19 protein-coding genes are annotated in these 18,852 nt (G+C 67.7%); 13 read left to right on the forward strand and 6 right to left on the reverse strand.

What is annotated here, in order from left to right; genetic code table 11:
* Positions 1-92 precede the first annotated feature (92 nt).
* The 6 genes from FV217_RS10175 to FV217_RS10200 form a co-directional block, all read right to left on the reverse strand.
* On the reverse strand, positions 93-959 hold the full coding sequence (locus FV217_RS10175; RefSeq protein WP_147817071.1) for a triphosphoribosyl-dephospho-CoA synthase: 867 nt from the start codon (positions 957-959) through the stop codon (positions 93-95).
* Positions 959-1,876: a RimK family alpha-L-glutamate ligase gene (locus FV217_RS10180; RefSeq protein ID WP_147817072.1), complete on the reverse strand. Its 918-nt coding sequence runs from the start codon at positions 1,874-1,876 to the stop codon at positions 959-961. The genes FV217_RS10175 and FV217_RS10180 overlap by 1 nt, the downstream gene beginning before the upstream one ends.
* Positions 1,877-2,106: 230 nt before the next feature.
* Complete coding sequence (gene mch, locus FV217_RS10185) at positions 2,107-3,078, reverse strand: methenyltetrahydromethanopterin cyclohydrolase (protein WP_147817073.1); 972 nt, start codon at positions 3,076-3,078, stop codon at positions 2,107-2,109.
* Positions 3,008-4,222, reverse strand: coding sequence for an ATP-grasp domain-containing protein (locus tag FV217_RS10190; protein WP_187272515.1), 1,215 nt, complete (start codon positions 4,220-4,222; stop codon positions 3,008-3,010). The genes mch and FV217_RS10190 overlap by 71 nt, the downstream gene beginning before the upstream one ends.
* A 14-nt stretch (positions 4,223-4,236) precedes the next feature.
* Entirely contained in the window at positions 4,237-5,130 is an 894-nt protein-coding gene (locus tag FV217_RS10195) for an NADP-dependent methylenetetrahydromethanopterin/methylenetetrahydrofolate dehydrogenase (RefSeq protein WP_147817074.1), read from the reverse strand.
* Positions 5,131-5,243: 113 nt separating this feature from the next.
* Positions 5,244-6,266, reverse strand: coding sequence for a beta-ribofuranosylaminobenzene 5'-phosphate synthase family protein (locus FV217_RS10200; protein WP_348641959.1), 1,023 nt, complete (start codon positions 6,264-6,266; stop codon positions 5,244-5,246).
* Between the two features lie 373 nt (positions 6,267-6,639).
* Between FV217_RS10200 and FV217_RS10205 the strand changes: the two genes are divergently transcribed.
* The 13 genes from FV217_RS10205 (at position 6,640) to FV217_RS10265 (ending at position 18,732) form a co-directional block, all read left to right on the forward strand.
* Entirely contained in the window at positions 6,640-7,716 is a 1,077-nt protein-coding gene (locus FV217_RS10205; protein ID WP_147817076.1) for a formyltransferase, read from the forward strand.
* Positions 7,710-9,353: a formylmethanofuran dehydrogenase subunit A gene (locus FV217_RS10210; RefSeq protein WP_147817077.1), complete on the forward strand. Its 1,644-nt coding sequence runs from the start codon at positions 7,710-7,712 to the stop codon at positions 9,351-9,353. The genes FV217_RS10205 and FV217_RS10210 overlap by 7 nt, the downstream gene beginning before the upstream one ends.
* A 30-nt stretch (positions 9,354-9,383) precedes the next feature.
* Positions 9,384-10,322 (forward strand): formylmethanofuran--tetrahydromethanopterin N-formyltransferase, encoded by a 939-nt coding sequence (gene fhcD / locus FV217_RS10215; RefSeq protein WP_147817078.1) that lies wholly within the window; start codon positions 9,384-9,386, stop codon positions 10,320-10,322.
* Positions 10,319-11,116, forward strand: a complete 798-nt coding sequence (locus FV217_RS10220; protein ID WP_147817079.1) for a formylmethanofuran dehydrogenase subunit C — start codon at positions 10,319-10,321, stop codon at positions 11,114-11,116. Before fhcD ends, FV217_RS10220 begins: the two co-directional genes overlap by 4 nt.
* 174 nt (positions 11,117-11,290) lie before the next feature.
* Positions 11,291-11,431 (forward strand): hypothetical protein, encoded by a 141-nt coding sequence (locus tag FV217_RS10225; RefSeq protein WP_238230609.1) that lies wholly within the window; start codon positions 11,291-11,293, stop codon positions 11,429-11,431.
* Positions 11,432-11,522: 91 nt separating this feature from the next.
* Positions 11,523-13,145: an ATP-binding protein gene (locus FV217_RS10230; RefSeq protein WP_147817081.1), complete on the forward strand. Its 1,623-nt coding sequence runs from the start codon at positions 11,523-11,525 to the stop codon at positions 13,143-13,145.
* Entirely contained in the window at positions 13,142-13,846 is a 705-nt protein-coding gene (locus FV217_RS10235) for a response regulator transcription factor (protein ID WP_147817082.1), read from the forward strand. The genes FV217_RS10230 and FV217_RS10235 overlap by 4 nt, the downstream gene beginning before the upstream one ends.
* A 178-nt stretch (positions 13,847-14,024) precedes the next feature.
* A complete protein-coding gene (pqqA, locus tag FV217_RS10240) occupies positions 14,025-14,114 on the forward strand; it encodes a pyrroloquinoline quinone precursor peptide PqqA (RefSeq protein WP_007564431.1) in 90 nt (29 codons plus the stop codon).
* 41 nt (positions 14,115-14,155) lie between these two features.
* Positions 14,156-15,055, forward strand: a complete 900-nt coding sequence (gene pqqB, locus FV217_RS10245) for a pyrroloquinoline quinone biosynthesis protein PqqB (protein WP_147817083.1) — start codon at positions 14,156-14,158, stop codon at positions 15,053-15,055.
* A 381-nt stretch (positions 15,056-15,436) separates the two neighbouring features.
* Positions 15,437-16,522 (forward strand): pyrroloquinoline-quinone synthase PqqC, encoded by a 1,086-nt coding sequence (pqqC, locus tag FV217_RS10250; RefSeq protein ID WP_147817084.1) that lies wholly within the window; start codon positions 15,437-15,439, stop codon positions 16,520-16,522.
* Positions 16,519-17,673 (forward strand): pyrroloquinoline quinone biosynthesis protein PqqE, encoded by a 1,155-nt coding sequence (gene pqqE / locus FV217_RS10255; RefSeq protein WP_147817085.1) that lies wholly within the window; start codon positions 16,519-16,521, stop codon positions 17,671-17,673. Before pqqC ends, pqqE begins: the two co-directional genes overlap by 4 nt.
* Positions 17,670-18,380 (forward strand): hypothetical protein, encoded by a 711-nt coding sequence (locus FV217_RS10260; protein ID WP_147817086.1) that lies wholly within the window; start codon positions 17,670-17,672, stop codon positions 18,378-18,380. The genes pqqE and FV217_RS10260 overlap by 4 nt, the downstream gene beginning before the upstream one ends.
* Positions 18,361-18,732 carry a hypothetical protein gene (locus FV217_RS10265; RefSeq protein ID WP_147817087.1) on the forward strand — a complete coding sequence of 124 codons (372 nt, stop codon included), beginning with the start codon at positions 18,361-18,363 and terminating at the stop codon, positions 18,730-18,732. The genes FV217_RS10260 and FV217_RS10265 overlap by 20 nt, the downstream gene beginning before the upstream one ends.
* The last annotated feature ends 120 nt before the right edge of the window (positions 18,733-18,852 follow it).

Genomic DNA, 18,852 nt, shown 5'->3' on the forward strand with positions numbered 1-18,852 from the left:
CGCACCGAACAACCCGCGCAAGGCTCTGAAATCGGTAATTTTTTGCCCTTCCGACGCATGGCAGCCGGAACCTTTTGTGCCTTGCCGTTTCGCTAGGCGAGCCACTCTCCGCGTGCCCTGAGCAGCGTGTCGGCAAACAATGTTGCGACAGTGAAATCGGCGCTCGTTCCGGGATTGATGCCCGCCGCCTTGAGCCGACGATCGTAGGCCAGCAGCGCTTCGACCGGCTGCGTTCGGAGATCGAGCCCGCGGAACGTGGTGGCGGTTTCCCGCCGGATCGCCTCGGCCGTGTCCGGCCCGTGCTTGCGGGCGATGTGGCTGTCGGGGACTTCGGCGAGAAAGGCGAGATGGACTGCAGTGGTGGTCCAGGGCGCGGCGAGGCCCTGTGCGCGGGCGGTTTCCAGGGCGGTCAAGCCGACCTCGAACAGGTCGGCGAAACCGGTGACATACGCGCGTGCGATGCGATCGCGGGGGGCAGCCTCCGCCATGGCCGCCCGCAGCGTGACCGCTGGCGCGTCGGCGGTCACGTCGTAGCGGTCGGCCTTGCCGAGCCCGCCGGGATTGGCACGCCGAATCGCTTCGAAGACGTCTGCGCCGTCCGCTTCATCGAGGGCGTCGAGCACCCGGTTCAGGGCGCTTCGGAGTTCGGCCGGAATCTCAGATGCCAGCGCAAGGGGGGCGCAGAGCAGGAGAATGCCGAGATTGGTGTTCTGCCCCACCGCGGCGACGGTCGCCTCGACTCCCCCACGGACACGCTCTCCTACCGAGGCGGCCGCCCTTGCCAGTTGGGGAGCCGACACGGTGGCACTGGTCTCGAAATCCGCGACCTCCATGCGGTGGCCTGCCGCATAGGCGTGAACGTTGCCGACCTTCAGCGCATCGAGTTCGGCGAGGCAGGCGGCTCGGTAGAGGTCGGTGATCACCTCCGCCGAGAGCGCCTTGGTGGCGGGCGACGCCATCACCCCTGCGCCGCCATCAGTCGCGGCGGGCGGGCCGCGCGGAGCGCACCGAGAAAGCCGCGCACCACGCTGCCGGCGATGTCGACCTCGGTGACCTTCTGCAGACCCGACCAGGCCGGCATCGAATTGACTTCGAGGACCAGAAACCCGCCCTCCCCGTCCTCGACCAGATCGACGCCGGTATAGTCGACGCCGATGGCGGCGGCGGCGGCCTCGGCGAGTTCGGCGGCTTTGGGCGGCAACTCCCAGGCGAAGGGCCGGCCCCCGAGATGCACGTTGGTGATCCAGCCGTCGCCTTCGCGGATCATGCCGGCGATGGCCCGGCCTTCGCAGACGAAGACGCGGTAGTCGCGCCAGAGCCCGTCGCGGCGGGCGACGTAGCGCTGCAGATAGTAGACCCGGTTGACCGCCTCCTCGCTCGGCAGATCCTCCGGCCGCTCGATCAGCATCAGACCCTCGCCCTGCGAGCCGAACAACGGCTTCAGGACGATGGGGCGGCCGGGCCGCGCCTCGCGCTCGATCAGGGCGGCGGCCGCCTCGCGCTTGGAGAACACAAACGTGTCCGGCGTCGGCAGGCCGGCGCGGGCGATGGCGAGGCTGGTCGCCGCCTTGTCCACCGAGCGCTCGATCGCGGTCGGCGAGTTCCAGACGGTGACGCCGGCCGAGACCAGCGCGTGCAGCACGCCGAGGCGCATGGTGGTCGCCTCGAAGGTGCCGCCGGCGATCGTCCGGAGCAGCACGCCGTCGGGCAACTGCCCGTCGTCGAAGCCGGGCACACGCAGGGGCTCGCCGCCGCCGGTGACGATAGCGACGTCGTCGAGGGAGAACAGCATGGGTTCAATCCCGAGGGATTCGAAGGCTCCGCGCAGCCGTCCCTTGTGCCAATTGCCGTTATCGGCGGCGAGCCCGATGCGCATGCGTTTCCAGTCTTCTCGCGAACCCTCTCCCCTCTGCGGGAGAGGGCGGCCCGCGAAGCGGGTCAGGAGAGGGGAGCGCCGTTTCCGGGTGGACCTGAGCCGGCCCCTCTGCCGCCCTGCATCCGCAGGGCACCCTCCCCGTACAAGTCGGGCCTGCCCGATTTGTACTTTGCAAAGTGCAGATCACGGGCGAACCCGAGATCTGTCGAGGGGAGTGTTTCGCGTCGCGCTTACGAGAACGACGCGTCCACGAGGCTCGGCTCGAGCCGGCCGCCACGGAAGGTGCTGCCGGTGCGGACCGAGGTGACGATGGCTTCGGCCGGCGAGAACAGCGCGCCGTCGATCTTGTAGAAGTCGCCGTTCACCTTCGAGAAGATCTCGGCGAAGGGGGAGCCGTGATCGCTCGACGAAGTCGAGGGCAGTTGCTCCGCGAGCTGCTTGGCGTCCGCGTCGTCGGCATCGACGAAGAGCTGGACGCGGCCGCCATAGATGATGGCGTCGTTGGTCCGGCCCATCGCCTTGATGAAGTCCGGGTGCGGCGGCGAGAGCGGGGCCGAACCGATGCCGTCGAGGATCGCATGCAGGTCGAAGCCGACGGTGTGGGCCTTGTGCAGCGCGACTTCGAGGACGCGGGCGACGACCTGGGTGGAACCGGCGAGGCTCTGGGTCGGGGCGTAGATGAATGTCAGGTCCTCGGGACGCAGCTTGGTGGCCTCGGCGACCTTGGCCACGACGGAGGCCGGCGGAGCGCTGGCCGATTCGAGGACGAGCACGGTCTTGTCGGCGGAGTCGTGATAGCCGAGCTCCTTGTAGAGCTCCTCGACGACCGCGACGGCGCGGCCGGGGCCCGAGCCGAGGGCGAAGAAGCCAGAATCGCCGGTCTCGTCGGCAAGGCTCCAGCCGGCATACTGGCTGCCGAGGCAGGCCAATACCGGATCGGAGGTGTGGACCACCACCGAGTAGGGCCAAGACGCCACCGGGCCGGTGGGCACGATCGAGACGGTGCCGAGGCCGCCGAGGCAGATCTCGGCGAGGCGGCGGCCGGCTTCGATCGAGCCGCGCACCTGCGAGCCCGCATCGATCATGCGGGCGCCGCTCTCGTGTGCGACCGCGAGGCGCAGGACGTCGGCGTCAGCGACGAGCCGGTCGATGAGCGGAGCCGTCAGCGCGTTGATGCTCGGCGGCTTGATGTCGGTACCCATGAAGATCCGTTCTCCCATCGAGGAGGGCGGCGATCGTGCCGGCCCTCTCCCGCAATGTGTGTCTGACGGCCGCCGTATCCGGCCCGCACGCGGTCACCGTGCAGAACGGTGCGTCGCGCGCGACGGACGAGCCGTCGCGGGGACGGTCCCGCGCGAAATCGGGCCAGTCGAGCGGCGGTACGGAGGCGTAACGCCGCGCCGCGTAACAGATTTCGGAGCCCGCCGCATCCACCGGCGGCGGATCGAGCCGAGGCATGCGTCCGAGGCTTGCCTCGATATGGGCCGCGAGCAGCGGCGCCGGTCGGCGATCGAGGGCGTCGAGGGTTGCGCCGGGCCGTGGGTTGATCTCCAGCAGCCACCAACGGGCGCCGTCCACGAGCAGGTCCGCGCTGGCGATGCCGCGCAGCGCCGTCGCCTCGGCGAGGCGGGCGATCGCATCGGTGAAGACGGCGAGCATGTCGGCCGAAACGGGCGAAGGCTCGTCGCGTCCTGGGGCGACCGCACCGGCGAAGCGGAACGGACGCAGGGCGCTCGGCCGGCTCCATTGCTCGGTGAGCGACAGCACGGCCACATCGCGACCGTCGGCCAGGAAATTCAGCGCGCAGGCGCGCCCCGGCACGCGGGCCTGGAAGTAGTGTCCGGGCGGAGCCGACCCTGCCGTCGCTGAGCGGATGTGAGAGCCGCCGGAACCGCCCGAGCGTTTCGTCAGCCACGCAGCGCGATCGGCCACGGGCTTCGTCGTGATGCGCGGATGCGGGATGGCGAGCCGCTCGCAAAGCGCGGCGAACAGCATGGGATCCTTCAGAGCAGCCACGGTGCCGGGGCCGGCGCCGATGAGGCGGTGGCGCCCGGCGATACGCGCCATCAACGCCGGCGCGCCCTCGAAGCCGCTGCCCAGGATGACGCCGAGGGTGCGGTTGCCGGCCAGTTCGGCCAGCGCATCGAGCCCCGCCAGCACGGTATCGGTGCCGTGCCGGCCGGTGCCGAAGCGGCCGGGCAAGGTCCGGTGTGCCTCGACGAGGTCGAGCGTGTCCACATCTCCGAAAAGATCGAGCACGAACGGGCGCAGGCCTGCCCGGCGCGCGGCCTGAGCGAGCGCCCGCCCGGACTGGGCCGCGATCAGGACCGCATCGCCCTCCCGCATGGTGACGGGGACCGTCAGCCCGCGATCTCGACCGCGAGCTTGTAGGCATCGCGAAAATCGAGGCAGAGCGGCTGGTCGGCGTCCAGCATGCGCCGGAACAGGCGGCACTGTGTCTGGTACTTGACGTTGCCGACGGCGAGCGCACCGATGCCGACGCCCTTGCCGGTGGGGAGCGCCACATCCTTGGCGTTGACGTCGATGCCGGCGATGCCGGCCGGCGGCACGGCATTGACGTCGGACGCGACGAGCAGCTTCGGCGCCGATTCGAGGTCGGTCGCCGACAGGATCGGAATGCCGGCGGGGCCGGCCGAAAGGATTACGTCGGCGTTCTCGATCGCCTTGCGGCGGTCTTCGGGGCTGGTGCCGTCGACGGCGTCGACGTCGATGCCGAAGCGCCATTTCATGGTGAAGGCGATCTTGGAGACGCGCTCCTCGCCGTCGTGGCCGACGAGGACGCTCTTGGCGCCTTCGAGCGCGCCGATCACCGCGGCGACGTAGGCGACGACGCCGGCGCCGCCGAAGATCACGATGCGCTTGCCCTTCAAGTCGGTGCCGAACTTCGCCTTCAGTGCGCGCGAGACCTCGGCGACCATGGCGGCGCCCGTGGTGAAGGAGCCTGCCGGGTCCGCGAAGATGTGGTTGGCGAAGGGCGGCACGAAGGCCTTCTTGGCCCGGTCCACCATGTCGAGGGCGTCCTCGGCGTTCTTGCCGCCGATGAACAGACCGGTGCGCACGCCGTCGTCGGGCGCGCGGGAAAAGATCGAATCCTGGGTGAGGGAGACTACGTCGGCGAGGTTGACCTCGGTGTAGGTGACGATGGTCTCGAAGCCGGCGTCGATCGCCATGTTCACGTCGAACGGGCTCATGTGCTTGAGCGGCGTCAGCATGTGCAGGATCGAGCGGGCCATGGTTGGTGTCCTTGTGTCCCGTGCGGGTCTCTGGCGAACCGCGCGCCGTTGCAAAGCCGATGGGACCGTCGCCGGTCAAGCGCAGGTTTCTTGAGTCGTCGAAAAGAAATTGTCTAGATATCCGAGACCGAAGCGCCTTCGTTTCGCCCCTTGGCGATGACGAAGCGCAGGCGGCCGGGGCGCTCCAGGGATGCGACGAGTTGCTGTGCCTCATGCTCGGAGGGCATGAGCGCGAAGCCGGTCGGCCCCCATGAGCTTTGACCGTAGCCGGACACGCCGCGCGCCGCCACGGCCTGCAGGACCTCGGCGACGGCGGCGCTGGCGTAGCGGCCACCTTGATGGGGCGCGAAATAATCGCCGATCCGCTCCTGGATCGTGGTGATGCCCCGGCCGAAGCCGTCGAGGTCGCCCGTCGCGACGGACGGGAGGACCTGCATCAGCGCGATGCGGCAGATCTCGGCGGCGCGGGCTTCCTCGAAGGGCGGGAGATCACGAAACGCCTCCGATTCGCTGCCGCCATGGACGCCCGTGGCGCCATCGTCGAGGATCAGCACCACGCGCCACGCCTCCGGCCAGGGCATGCGCGAGATCACGGGCGGCGGCGAGCCGCTACCGTCTCGGCCGCCGTCGACGATGAGGCCGCCCTCGGTGAAGGCGGCTAGGCCGACGCCAGAGCGGTTGCCGCGGTCTAGGACGTCGGCGAAGTCGAGGAGGTCGACGGCACGGCCGTTAAGCCGGGCGAGCGCTGCGGCGACGGCAAGGGCGAGCTGCGTGCCGGAGCCGAAGCCGGCATGGGCCGGGATCGCCTCCTCGACCTCCACCGCCACGGCATCGGAGACTTCGAGATGGGCGGCCGCGGCGAGCAGATAAGAGCGGATGCGCTCCGCTTCCGCGCCTTTGGCCGAGGCCCGCGCGGCCACGCTCGCCTTGATCTGCAGGGCCGGCGTGTCGATGGCGAGCCCGATGCTGCCGAAGCGGCGACCGAGACCGCCATGCATGTCGAGGAAGCCGAAATGCAGCCGGGCCGGGGCGCGGACCCTGACGGCGGCGGGAGCACCGGGGCGCGCGACATCGCCCTGCGGAGCCCTGACGGAGCCCGTCGTGCTTGCGCCCATCCTCTCCCCGGACTCGGCCACGACGATCCCCTTCCCTGTCTCGTACGACCGGGCGAGGTGTCGCGCCGGCCGATATCGGGCGGCTTGTCCCACGCGAAGGCGCCGGGAACAACCGGGCCGATGGGCCAAGTTCGCAGCGCCGGACGGTGCCGGATCCGCACGCCGACCTCCTGATCCGACCGGCCCCGTTAAGCCCCGGACTCGGGCCGATCTTACGGTGCGGGCTTGTGAAATCTCCCCCACAGGGCTTGCCGGGCGTCATTGGCGGATGCAAAAGCCGCCTCTGCCGACCGCCGGTCGCGGAATGACTTTTTCGCAGTGTGCCTCTCGCGGCAGGTCGGCTTCGGCCGGTCCGTCACGAGGGTCGGCGACGACGTTTTGGACGGGGAGGACCATGGCAGCCTGGGTCAAGGGAGACGCGGCCGACACGGACGCTGCCGTCGCGGCGGCCGCCGCTCTGCTCAGCGCGGCGCGCACACCGGTTTTCGCCGGGCTTTGCGCCGACGTCGCCGCGGTCCGTGCCGCCTACCGTCTCGCCGACCGCATCGGCGCCTCGCTCGATCCGGCCGCCGGTCCTGGCCTCTATGCCGAACTCGGCTCGCTCAGCTCCGGCGGCGCTTTGACCACCACGGCCCCCGAGACGCTCGGCCGTGCCGACACCGTCCTCGTCGTCGGCAGCCGTCCCTGGGACGGCGACCTCGTTTCCGAGATTGCCGATTCCAAGCCCGTGCGCGGACTCTCGGCCGGTGAGGAGCGCGTCGTGCTTTCCCTCGGCGGGCCGCGCAACGGCACCAGCCGGCATGTCGCCTATGGCATCGGCAATGCCGGGCTCGACGTCGCCATCGGCCATCTGCGCGCTTTCGTGCGCGGCCACCTCGCCGGTGAGGAAGCCTACGGCGACCTCGCGACCCGGCTCGCCGCCGCGAAGTTCGGCGTCGTGATCTACGATGCGGGCGAGATCGGCGAGGCCGGCACCGAAATGCTGCAGGGCCTGCTCAAAGACCTCAATGAGAAGACCCGCTTCTTCGCCCTGGGTCTGGCCGACCCGTTTCAGGGTCGCGCGGTGATGCAGCTCGCGTCCTGGACCACGGGGCAGGCGCCCCGCGTCGGCTTCGGTCGCCACCTGCCGGAGCACGATCCGTGGCGCTTCGACAGCGCCCGCCTAGTCGCCGAGGGCGAGGCCGACGCCGCGCTCTGGCTCGCCTCCCTGCCCGCTCCCCGTCCGGACTGGCTCACCCAGCTGCCCTCTATCGCTATCGTCGGCGAGGATAGCCCCGAGGCGCGGCCGGATACGGCCGAGATCGTCATCACCGTCGGCGTGCCCGGATCGTCGGCCGGCGGCGCCGTCTGGAACGATCGCCGCGGCGTCATCGGCTACGTGCCGGCGACGAGCGGCACCGTGGCTGCTACGGCAGCCGGCGTGATCGCCGAGATTTCCAAGAAGATCGCAGAGAAAGGCGCCTCATGCTGACCCGTATCCACGGCGGCCGGGTCGTCGATCCGACCGACGGGCGCGACGCCGTCGGCGACGTCTGGATCGAGGACGGCCAAGTCGTCGCCCCCTCGGAGCGCAAGCCCGACCGCACCATCGACGCCTCGGGCTGCGTGGTGATGGCGGGCGGCGTCGAGGTTCACTCGCACATCGCCGGCGGCAACGTCGTGATGAGCCGCCTGCTGCTGCCCGAGCTCTATGTCAGCGAGTCGGCGCCGAACGGCCATCCCTTCGCCCATGCCGGCGGCTCGGGCTCATGGGTCGGCGCGAACTATGCGCGCATGGGTTACACGACCGCCGTCGAGCCGGCCCTCCCGCCGTCGAACGCCCTGGCCACCCATCTCGAGCTCGCCGACATTCCGCTGCTCGACCGCGGCGCGCTCGCGGTGATGGGCAACGACGACCACCTGCTGCAGCTGCTCCGCGACGGCGAGAGCAAGGATGCGGTGCGCGATCTGGTGACCCACACCCTGGCCCATGCCCGCGGACTCGGCGTGAAGTGCATCAATGCCGGCGGCGCCTCCGCCTTCAAGGACGGCGTGCTGAAGCTCAGCCTCGACGACGAAATCCCGGTCTACGGCCTGTCGACCCGCAAGATCATGACGGCCCTGCTTGATGCCGTCGAAGAGATCGGCGTGCCGCACCCGCTGCATGTCCACTGCAACAACCTCGGTCTTCCCGGCGCCGACGACTCGTTCGTCTCGACGCTGGAGGCTGCGGAAGGCCGGCGCATCCACTTCGCGCACGCCCAGTTCTACGCTTACGGCGTGGTCGACCCGAACGACCCGAGCAAGGGCGGCTTCCGCTCGGCGGCCGAGCGGATCACCGAGGCGATGGAGGCGCATCCCAACGCCACCTACGACGTCGGTCAGGTCGTGTTCGGCCAGACGGTGACGATCTCACTGGACATCCTGCGCCAGTTCGGTGGCCGCAAGGGCGCCAAGCCGAAGAAGTGGGTGCTGACGGCGGGTGATGCCGAGGGCGGCGGCGTGGTGCCGTTCCTCTACAAGCCCCGCGGCAGCGTCTCCTCCCTGCAATGGGCGATCGGCCTCGAGCTGATGCTGCTCTCGAAGGACCCTGAGCGCACCATCCTGACCACCGACCACCCGAACGGCGGCGTCTTCACCGAGTATCCGCGCATCATCCACCTGCTGATGAGCAAGGAAGAGCGCGAGAAGGAAATCGCGACGCTTCCGGCCATCGTCGGTGAGCGCTCGACCCTGCCGACGATCGAGCGCGAGTATACGCTCAGCGAGATCGCGCAGCTGACCCGCTCGGGACCGGCGAAACTCCTGGGCCTGACCGATCGCGGGCATCTGCGCGTCGGCGCCAAGGCCGACATCGCGGTCTATCGCGACAGCGCGGACCGCACGGCGATGTTCTCGCATGCCCGCCTCGTATTGAAAGACGGCGAGACCATCGTCGAGGACGGCGAGGTCGTGTCCTGGCGCTCCGGCCGCACCCTCGAACTCGACGTCGAGGCGGATGCAGCGATCGTCAAGCGCAGCGAGACCTATCTTCAGGACCGCTTCGGCCAGGGGCTCGACAGCTTCGCAGTGCCCGACGCGGCCTTCCCCGAGACCGAGATTTTCGAGGACGTCGCATGCCGGGCGTGATGCGTGGACGACAGGCGGCGGGCGACTGACATGGCTGACCTCATCCTCAACGGCATCAAGGTCGAAGACACCTTCGCCGAAGCCTTCGACGTTGCCGGCACCGCGATCATCGTGACCAACGACACGCCCAAATGGGCGATGATCGCGGCCACGACGATGACGGGCTTTGCGACTTCGGTGATCGGCTGCGGCGCAGAAGCCGGCATCGACGCCGAGCTGTCTCCGGAAGAGACCCCGGATGGGCGCCCCGGCGTCCGTATCCTGCTGTTCGGCTTCGAGCCGAATGGCCTTAAGGAGCAGCTCCTGAAGCGTGTCGGCCAGTGCATCCTGACCTGCCCCGGCACGGCCTGCTTCGCCGGCGTCGAGGGCCCCACGAAGATCAAGCTCGGCGGGGCGATCCGCTTCTTCGGTGACGGTTTCGCCGTCGCCAAGCGCCTGCCCGACGAGACCGGCAAGATGCGCCGCTACTGGCGCATTCCGGTGATGGACGGCGAATTCCTCTGCGAGGATTCGGTGCGTGCTGTCGACGGTGCCGTCGGCGGCGGCAACCTGCTCTTTCTCGGCCGGACGCATTCGGAGACCTTGAAGGTCGCCGAGATCGCAGTCGACGCGGCCCGCTCCGTGCCCGGCGCGATCCTGCCCTTCCCCGGCGGTATCGTCCGCTCCGGCTCGAAGGTCGGCGGCCGCACCAAGGGCATGATGGCATCGACCAACGACGCCTATTGCCCGACGTTGAAGGGCCGGGCGGGCTCCGCGCTGCCGCCAGATTGCGGCGTGGTGCTCGAGATCGTCATCGACGCACTCACCTCGAAGGCGGTGGCCGAGTCCATGCGCGTGGCGCTGCATGCCTCGACCAAGGCCGGCGCGGCGCACGGGCTGATCGCTGTGACGGCCGGCAATTACGGCGGCAATCTCGGCCGCCATCACTATCACCTCAAGGATCTCCTCGGAGAGGGGCCGATCGTATGAGCACGCTCAAGCTGCGCTCCGAGCCGCCGGAGCGGATCGACCTGCTCAACATCAATCCGCTCGCGCTGAGCAAGATGTCGGAGGCGGATGCCGCCAGGATTCCCGTCGGCACGAGCCGGCGCGGGTTGACCCTCGGCGACGTTTTCTCGATCGCGCTCGACGGCTCGGACAGCCTCGTCATCGAGGGTGGTTCGGGACGGCTCGACCGCGTCGGCGCTTCGCTCTCGCAGGGCACGGTGCGTGTCGAGGGTGACGTCGGCCAGCGCCTCGGCGCCGGCATGGCCGGCGGCAGCCTCATCGTCACCGGATCGGCCGGTCCATTCGCGGCTTCTGGTGCCACGGGCGGCACCATCACGATCGAGGGCGATGCCGGCGACCATGCCGGTGGAGCTGTCTACGCCGCCAAGGCAGGGCTCGACGGTGCGACGCTGATCATCCACGGAACGGCCGGCGACGGCCTCGGTGATCGCATGCGCCGCGGCATCATACTGGTCGACAAGGCCGGCGCCCGCGCCGGTTCGCGTATGATCGCCGGCACCATCGTCGCCGGATCGCTCGGCGCCGAACCGGGCTACGGCATGCGCCGCGGCACTATCGTTGCCGGCAGCCACGGTGCTCTTCTACCGACCTTCGTCGAGACCGGCACGCCGGATCTCGTCTTCCTGCGCCTTCTCGCCCGCTCGCTTGCCGGGCTGCGTACGAAGCACGCGGATTTGCTGAAGGGCTGTATGCGCCGCTATTCCGGTGACCTCGCGACGCTCGGTAAGGGCGAGTTCTTTACGCCCGCCGGCTAAATCGGTCGGCATCGACCTGCAGGATATCTCTTGCCGGTCTGCCGGATCGTCCCAGTTTGCAGGTTGCGGGCAAGAAGAGCCCGCGACCGGGACGCGAGGCTCCTGCCGATGTTTCTACTGATGTCCGTTTGTCTTCTGTCCGCGCCGGCCACGTGCCACGAGGAGCGGATCAACATGTCACTCGGCAACCCCAACCCCTTCATCTGCATGCGCAATTCCCAAAGCGCGTTGGCGGAGTGGCAGGGCAATCACCCCGATCTCTCCATCAAGACCTGGCGCTGCGCCGCAAAGGCGAGCCTGCCCAAGGACTTGTGAGTCAGGTCGACCCCCGGTAGCTGGCGCTTGGCCCGACCGGCCTGCGGTGACACTGTCCCGCATCGGGCGGGGGCCGTAGGGGTCGGAGACCATGCGTTCGCTGAAGGTTCGGTTCGCGCTGCTACTCGGTGGCTCCGCGCTGCTGGTGGTCCTGGCGGCGGCGGGCGTGCTCTGGTCGATCAGCCTGGCAGAACGTACCATCGATCGCGTGCTCGCCGCCCAGCACCGGCTCGAGCTGCTCGCCGAACTTTCAGGACGTCTCACGCAGTTCGGCCTCGCCGCCGTCGAGACCCTCGGCAATCCGGACACGCCGCCCGAGGCGATGGCGGTGACCCGTGACGCGGTCGACAAGGCGCTCAACACCGTCGACGAAGCGATCGGGCGCGGCATGGCCGAGAGCCAGGATCCGTTCGAGCGGATCCAGTACATGGCCCGCACCCGGCCGCTGGCCAAGTTGCGCGCCTCGCGGGTGATCCTCGACCGTCAGGTCAATCTGATCCAGCGCGAATTCGAACCGCAGCGGCGCAAGGACTCGATCCAAGGAGCGCTCAACGCCTTCGGTGCGATGACGGGCCAGCCGCTCTCGCTGTTGATCGAGACCGAACGGCGCTCGATGACCGCGGGTTCGGACGAGGCACGCACGGTATCAGAACGCCTGCGTACGCTCTCGCTCGTTGCCGTACTTCTGGCGCTGGCACTTCTCGCGGTTCTCTATCGCAGCGTCACGCGGCCGACGCTGAAGCGCATTGAGACGATCCGGAAGGCGGCCGGCGCCGTCGGCTCCGGCGCCCTCGACACCCGGCTCTCGGTGGCGACGCGCGACGAACTCGGCCTGCTGGTGGCGAATTTCAACCGCATGGCCGCCCGCCTCGCCCGCCGCGAGGGCCGGCTCGCCGCCGACCGCGCCGCTCTGGAAGATACGGTCGAAGCCCGCACCGTCGACCTGCGTTCGGCCAACGAGCGTCTGGAAATGGTCGACCGCTCCCGCCGCCGCTTCTTCGCCGACGTCAGCCACGAACTGCGCACGCCGCTCACCGTGATCCTCGGCGAATGCGATCTTGCCGGCCGCTCGCAGGGACGCGTCGTCGATTACGGGCCGGTCTTCGCCACCATCCGCAAGCGAGCACAGGGGCTTAAGCGACGGGTCGAGGACCTGCTGCGTGTCGCCCGCTCGGAATCCGGCCAGATCGAACTCGACCGGCGGCCGGTCAGCGCGCTTGCGGTGCTCACCGCCGCCGTCGAAGGCGCCGCCTCCGAGGCTTCCAAACGCCGTGTCGCGCTGACCCTGGAACCGGGCGACCGCGACGTCGAGCTGAGAGCCGACCCGGAATGGCTGCGTCAGGTCGTCGAGAGCCTGACCGACAACGCCTTGCGCCACGCCACCGGGCTGAGCCGGATCGTCATCGCACTGGCCGAACGCGAGGAGGCGGGCGGGTGTCGGGCCAGGGTGACCGTCACCGATGACGGTCCCGGCTTCCCGGCTCAGGGCGAGGGCCTGTTCGAACGCTTCCGGCGGGACAGTCATTCGGGAGAGCCGGGCTTTGGCATAGGCTTGGCTCTAGCGCGCTGGGTGATAGAGCGGCATGATGGTGCCATAAGCCTGGGCTCCGGCGACGATGGTCGTGGAGCGCGCGTGACGATCGACCTGCCCGCTGCCGACATGGCGCTGGAGCATTCGGGTGATCGGCAAAGGTTGAGGACTGGGGTGGCATGACGCGCGTTTTGATCGTCGAGGATGACAGCGACATCCGCGGCATGCTCGCTCGCGGCCTCGAGGCCGAAGGTTTCTCGGTCGGCGTAGCCGAACGGGTCGACGACGCGCTGAGCGCCGCGCGTGACGATTCTCCTGAAGCCGTGGTGCTCGACATCACCCTGCCCGACGGTTCGGGTCACGATGTCTGCCGATCACTCCGCGAGGGCGGATATCCCGGCGCGATCCTGTTCTTGAGCGCTCGCGACGAGATCCGGGACCGTGTCGAAGGCCTCGCTCTCGGTGCGGACGACTACATCGTCAAGCCGTTCATCTTCGACGAACTGCTCGCCCGCCTACAGACGCATCTCCTGCGTCGGCGCGAGGCCGATTCTCCGCGCACCATCGTCACGGCCGGCCGGCTCGTGCTCGATCTCAATGTCCGTCAGGTGAGTTTTGGGGATGCGTCGGCACGCCTCACCCCTCGCGAGGCGGAGCTGTTGGCGCTGCTGATGGAGGAGGTCAACAAGCCGATCGCCCGCGGCGCGATCTTCGACAAGCTCTGGGCGACCCAGGGCGGCCTCTCGCTGAATGTCGTCGATGTCTACGTGGGTTACCTGCGCAGCAAGCTCTCGGATTTCGTCCGTTTCGGCGGTCCCGTGATCGTCACCGTGCGTGGAAAAGGCTTCATGCTCGACCTGCGCGGGCAAGACTTCCGCCATTGACCCCGACCGATCGAACGCACGGGATTTCGGGCATATCCGGCAATTTGGCTCTTGCGATACCCGGCCGAATTGGCGATATACCTCTCGCGCAAGAAACCTAGCGCCGTCAGTGTCTTAGTATCCTCTTATGAGGCGTGCAGATGCTGCTGACGTCTTAGAAAAAATCTGGAGAGATGCCATGAAGTGGGCCGCCCCCGTCGTTTCCGAGATCTGCGTCGGCATGGAAGTCACGAGCTACGAGTCGGCTGAGATCGACACCTTCAACTGAGGTGTAGCGCCGGCCGAGGATTGCAGACAGCGGGTCCAACCATGCGTGTCGTAGTTCTCGGCTCGGCTGCGGGTGGCGGCGTTCCCCAGTGGAACTGCCGCTGCTCTATCTGTTCTCTCGCGTGGGACGGCGATCCCCGCGTCAAACCCCGGACGCAGTCGAGCATCGCGGTTTCTCCCGACGGAGAACGCTGGCTCCTTGTCAACGCCTCCCCCGATATCCGCCAGCAGATCCAGGCCAACCGCGCGATGTTTCCGCGCGAGGGCCTGCGGCATTCGCCGATCCATGCAGTGCTGCTGACCAATGGCGATGTCGATCATGTCGCCGGCCTGCTGACGCTGCGCGAAGGTCAGCCCTACACGCTCTACGCGACGCCCGGCATCCTTGGCTCGGTCAGCGACAACCGCGTCTTCGATGTGATGGCGGCCGATGTGGTGACGCGCCAGCCGATCGCCCTGAACGACACTTTCGAGCCGGTGCCGGGCCTGACGGTCACGCTGTTCTCCGTCCCCGGCAAGGTGCCGCTCTGGCTGGAAGACGCCAGCATGGAGATCGGCGCCGAGACCGAAACCACGGTCGGTGCGATGATCGAGGCTGGCGGCAAGCGGCTTGCCTACATTCCCGGCTGCGCCCGCGTCACGGATGGGCTCAAAGAGCGGATCGGGGGGGTCGACGCACTGCTGTTCGACGGCACGGTGCTGGAGGATGACGACATGATCCGCGCCGGGGTCGGCACCAAGACCGGCTGGCGCATGGGCCACATCCAGATGAACGGCGAGACCGGCTCGATCGCCTCGCTCAGTGGCTGCACCATCGGCCGCCGCGTGTTCGTTCACATCAACAACACCAACCCTGTACTGGTCGAGGGCTCGCCGGAGCGCGCGAGCGTCGAGGATCGGGGGTGGACGGTGGCTCACGACGGATTGAGCCTGTCGCTGTAGTCGGCCGACAGCTTCGCTCTGCGTCATTCCGGGGCCGCGAAGCGAAACCCAGAGCCGACGACTCGCCGTAGCGTGTCGGGCCGGTTCCGGTTTCTTGCCTGCGGCGAGCCCTGGAATGACGGTCTGGGCGAAGCCAGCCCACTTCATAAGAGCTTTATCAGCATGGCCGCTTCGGCCCCACGAGCTAAAATACCTTATCGCTGAATGGCTTGGTACCATTTTCAGCCATAGCTCCCGCATTCGGGAGCATCTGGAAATTCCGCTCGAAGTGGATATATTTTGCACGATACAATTGGGTCCACTACGTTGATGCCTTGGTATTCCGTTGGACCCATCTAAGAAACGTTCCAGGAAACGCACGAGACGGACCGCGACGACGCCATGACCGCGATTTTCCCGACCCCGGCAGCCGACGAAGACCAGCGGCTCCTGAGCCCCGACGAGCTCGAGGCGGCGCTGCGCGACATCGGTGCGCGCCGCTACCACAACCTGCATCCGTTCCACCGCCTGCTGCACGACGGCAAGCTGAACAAGGATCAGGTTCGGGCCTGGGCACTCAACCGCTACTATTATCAGGCGATGATCCCGGTGAAGGACGCCGCCGTCCTCGCACGGATGCAGGACGCACAGCTGCGCCGGATCTGGCGCCAGCGGATCGTCGACCATGACGGCGACGCGCCGGGCGACGGCGGCATCGAGCGTTGGCTCAAGCTCGCCGAGGGCGTCGGCTTTTCGCGCGATTACGTGCTGTCGACGAAGGGCATCCTCTCGGCGACGAAATTCTCCGTCGAGGCCTATGTGCATTTCGTGGCCGAGAAGCCGCTGCTGGAGGCGATCGCTTCTTCGCTCACCGAGATGTTCTCGCCGACGATCATCTCCGAGCGCGTCGCCGGGATGCTGAAGAACTACGACTTCATCACCAAGGACACGCTCGCCTACTTCGAGAAGCGCCTGACCCAGGCGCCGCGCGACGCCGATTTCGCCCTCGAATACGTCAAGCAGCACGCCACCACGCCGGAGCTTCAGCGCAAGGCGATGGCGGCGCTGACCTTCAAGTGCACCGTGCTCTGGACGCAGCTCGACGCGCTCTACTTCGCCTATGTCGCCCCCGGCATGGTACCGCCGGAGGCTTGGCAGCCGGGCGAAGGCCTCGTCGCGGAGAAGACGACGGCGCCTGCGGGGGGTAAACATGGCCCTTTCGTCGGCAGTGACGTGCCGCGCCTGCCGCGTGGCGTGCGTCTGCGCTTCGACGATGTCCGCGAAAAGCACGTGCTGCTCGCGCCCGAACGCACCTTCGATCTCGACGACAACGCCGTGGCGGTCCTGAAGCTTGTCGACGGCAAGCGCTCGGTCGGCGACATCGCGGGCGAGCTTGCAGCCAACTACGCTGCCGACCGTTCCCTCATCGAGGCCGACATCGGCACGATGTTGGCCGAACTCGCACAGAAGAGGGTCCTGGAGCGATGAACGCACCGACACCCGCACTCGTCCCCGCCGAAGTCATCCCGGCGCCCGTGGGCCTGCTCGCCGAGCTGACCCATCGCTGTCCGCTGCGTTGCCCGTACTGCTCCAATCCGATGGAGCTCGACCGGCGCTCGGCGGAGCTCGACACGGCGACGTGGCTGCGGGTGCTGACCGAGGCCTCGAAGCTCGGCGTGCTGCATGTGCATCTCTCCGGCGGCGAGCCGACGGCGCGCAACGACATCGTCGAGATCACGGCAAAATGCGCCGAACTCGGCCTGTATTCGAACCTCATCACCTCCGGTGTCGGCGGTGCTCTGAGCAAGCTCGATGCGCTCTACGATGCTGGCCTCGATCACGTGCAGCTGTCGGTGCAGGGCGTCGATGCGGCCAACGCCGAGAAGATCGGCGGCCTGAAGAACGCCCAGCCGCAGAAGATGCAGTTCGCGGCGCGCGTCACCGAACTCGGCCTGCCGCTGACGCTGAATTCGGTGATCCATCGCGGCAACATCCACGAGGTGCCGGGCTTCATCGATCTTGCGGTCAAGCTGGGGGCCAAGCGGCTGGAGGTCGCCCACACCCAGTATTATGGCTGGGCTTTCGTGAACCGTGCCTCGCTGATGCCGAACAAAGCCCAGGTCGACGAGTCGATCCGCATCGTCGAGGCGGCGCGCGAGCGGCTCAAAGGCGAACTCGTCATCGATCTCGTCGTGCCGGATTACTACGCGAAGTACCCCAAGGCCTGCGCCGGCGGCTGGGGCCGCAAGCTCATGAACGTCACGCCGCAGGGGAAGGTCCTGCCTTGCCACGCGGCCGAGACGATCCCCAATCTCGAGTTCTGGTACGTCACCGATCATTCCCTCGGCGAGATCTGGACGCAGTCTCCGGCCTTCAACGCCTATCGCGGCACCTCTTGGATGAAGGAGCCCTGCCGCTCCTGCGACCGGCGCGAGAAGGATTGGGGCGGCTGCCGTTGCCAGGCCCTGGCTCTTACAGGCGATGCCGCCGCGACCGATCCAGCCTGCTCGCTCTCGCCGCTTCACGCGAAGATGCGTGAATTGGCCACGGAGGAGGCTGCCGAAAACCCGCCGGACTACATATACCGGACCATCGGGAGCAATGTGCAATCTCCCCTCAAGGAAAAGGCACCGCTTTGAAACCGATCGTCCTCGCCTCGGCTCTCGCCCTGGCCTTCCTTCCGTCGCTTGCCGACGCGCAACCGACCGACACGCCCGCGCCCACGAAGGCCGCGGTCCCGGCTAGGCCTGATCCGTCGGACGTGCTGTTCGACCAGCGGCAGATGAAGAACACCCAGCCGGGCAGTACCATCCGCTACGCTTATGTCCGGCGCAGCGGCATCACGCGTGGCCCCTACGGACCGCCGCTCGACGACGAGATCAAGCTCAAGATCGAGCCGGGCAAGACCGCCGAGAATCGCGACATCCAAGTGCAGATGTTTTCGGGCGCGAACCGCGCGCCGGCCGGCCCGTTCGAGGACATGCCAGGCAATCCGATCCTGCCGCTGTTCCTCGAGAACCATCTCAAGGGCCTTGCTGCTTTGCTCGAAGCGAACCCGCGTTACATCAAGAACGCCATCCGCAAGGGGCTTCGCGACAAGTCCACGATCACGGCGACGAAAATTGACTTCAAGGGTCGTCAGATCGATGGCTGGAAGATCGTGACCAGCCCCTTCGTCGGCGATCCGCTGACCGACCGGATGCGCGGTTTCGACAAGATCACCTACACCTTCGTCACCTCGCCGGAGGTTCCGGGCGAGATCGTCTCGATCGAGGCGCAGGCCAAGAAGCCGGATGGCGGAGAACTTCTCGAGGAGACGGTGAACTATGATCAGAACGCTGGTTAAAGGCGTCGCCACTTTCGCTTGCCTTGCCGCCTTGGCGGGATCGGCGTCCGCCGAGGGTACCGAGAACGACTATCCGACCGATGCGCGCGTGGACTACGTCTTCGGCTGCATGGCCGCGAATGGCCAGACCCGCGAGGCGATGGAGAAGTGCTCCTGCTCGGTGGACCAGCTCGCCGCGATCCTGCCCTACGACAAGTACGTCTCGGCGAGCACGATCCTGTCGATGCGCCAGGGTGCCGGCGGCCAGCGCCAGAATGCCTTCAGGGCCACCAAGATGTACGAGGACAAGGTCGCGGATCTGCGCCGCGCCCAGGCGGAGGCCGAGATCCGCTGCTACCGCGGTGGCGCTTGAGAAGGCTTCGTCGGTTGTTCCGGGTCGTCGTAGGCGAGCCCGGAACAACCGCCATGTCCTTATCGGTTCGATGATCGTCGTAGATCGAAAACGTTGTCACTGGGGTCTGGAATTCCGGAG

The organism is Methylobacterium sp. WL9 (assembly GCF_008040035.1).
GTDB lineage: Bacteria > Pseudomonadota > Alphaproteobacteria > Rhizobiales > Beijerinckiaceae > Methylobacterium > Methylobacterium thuringiense.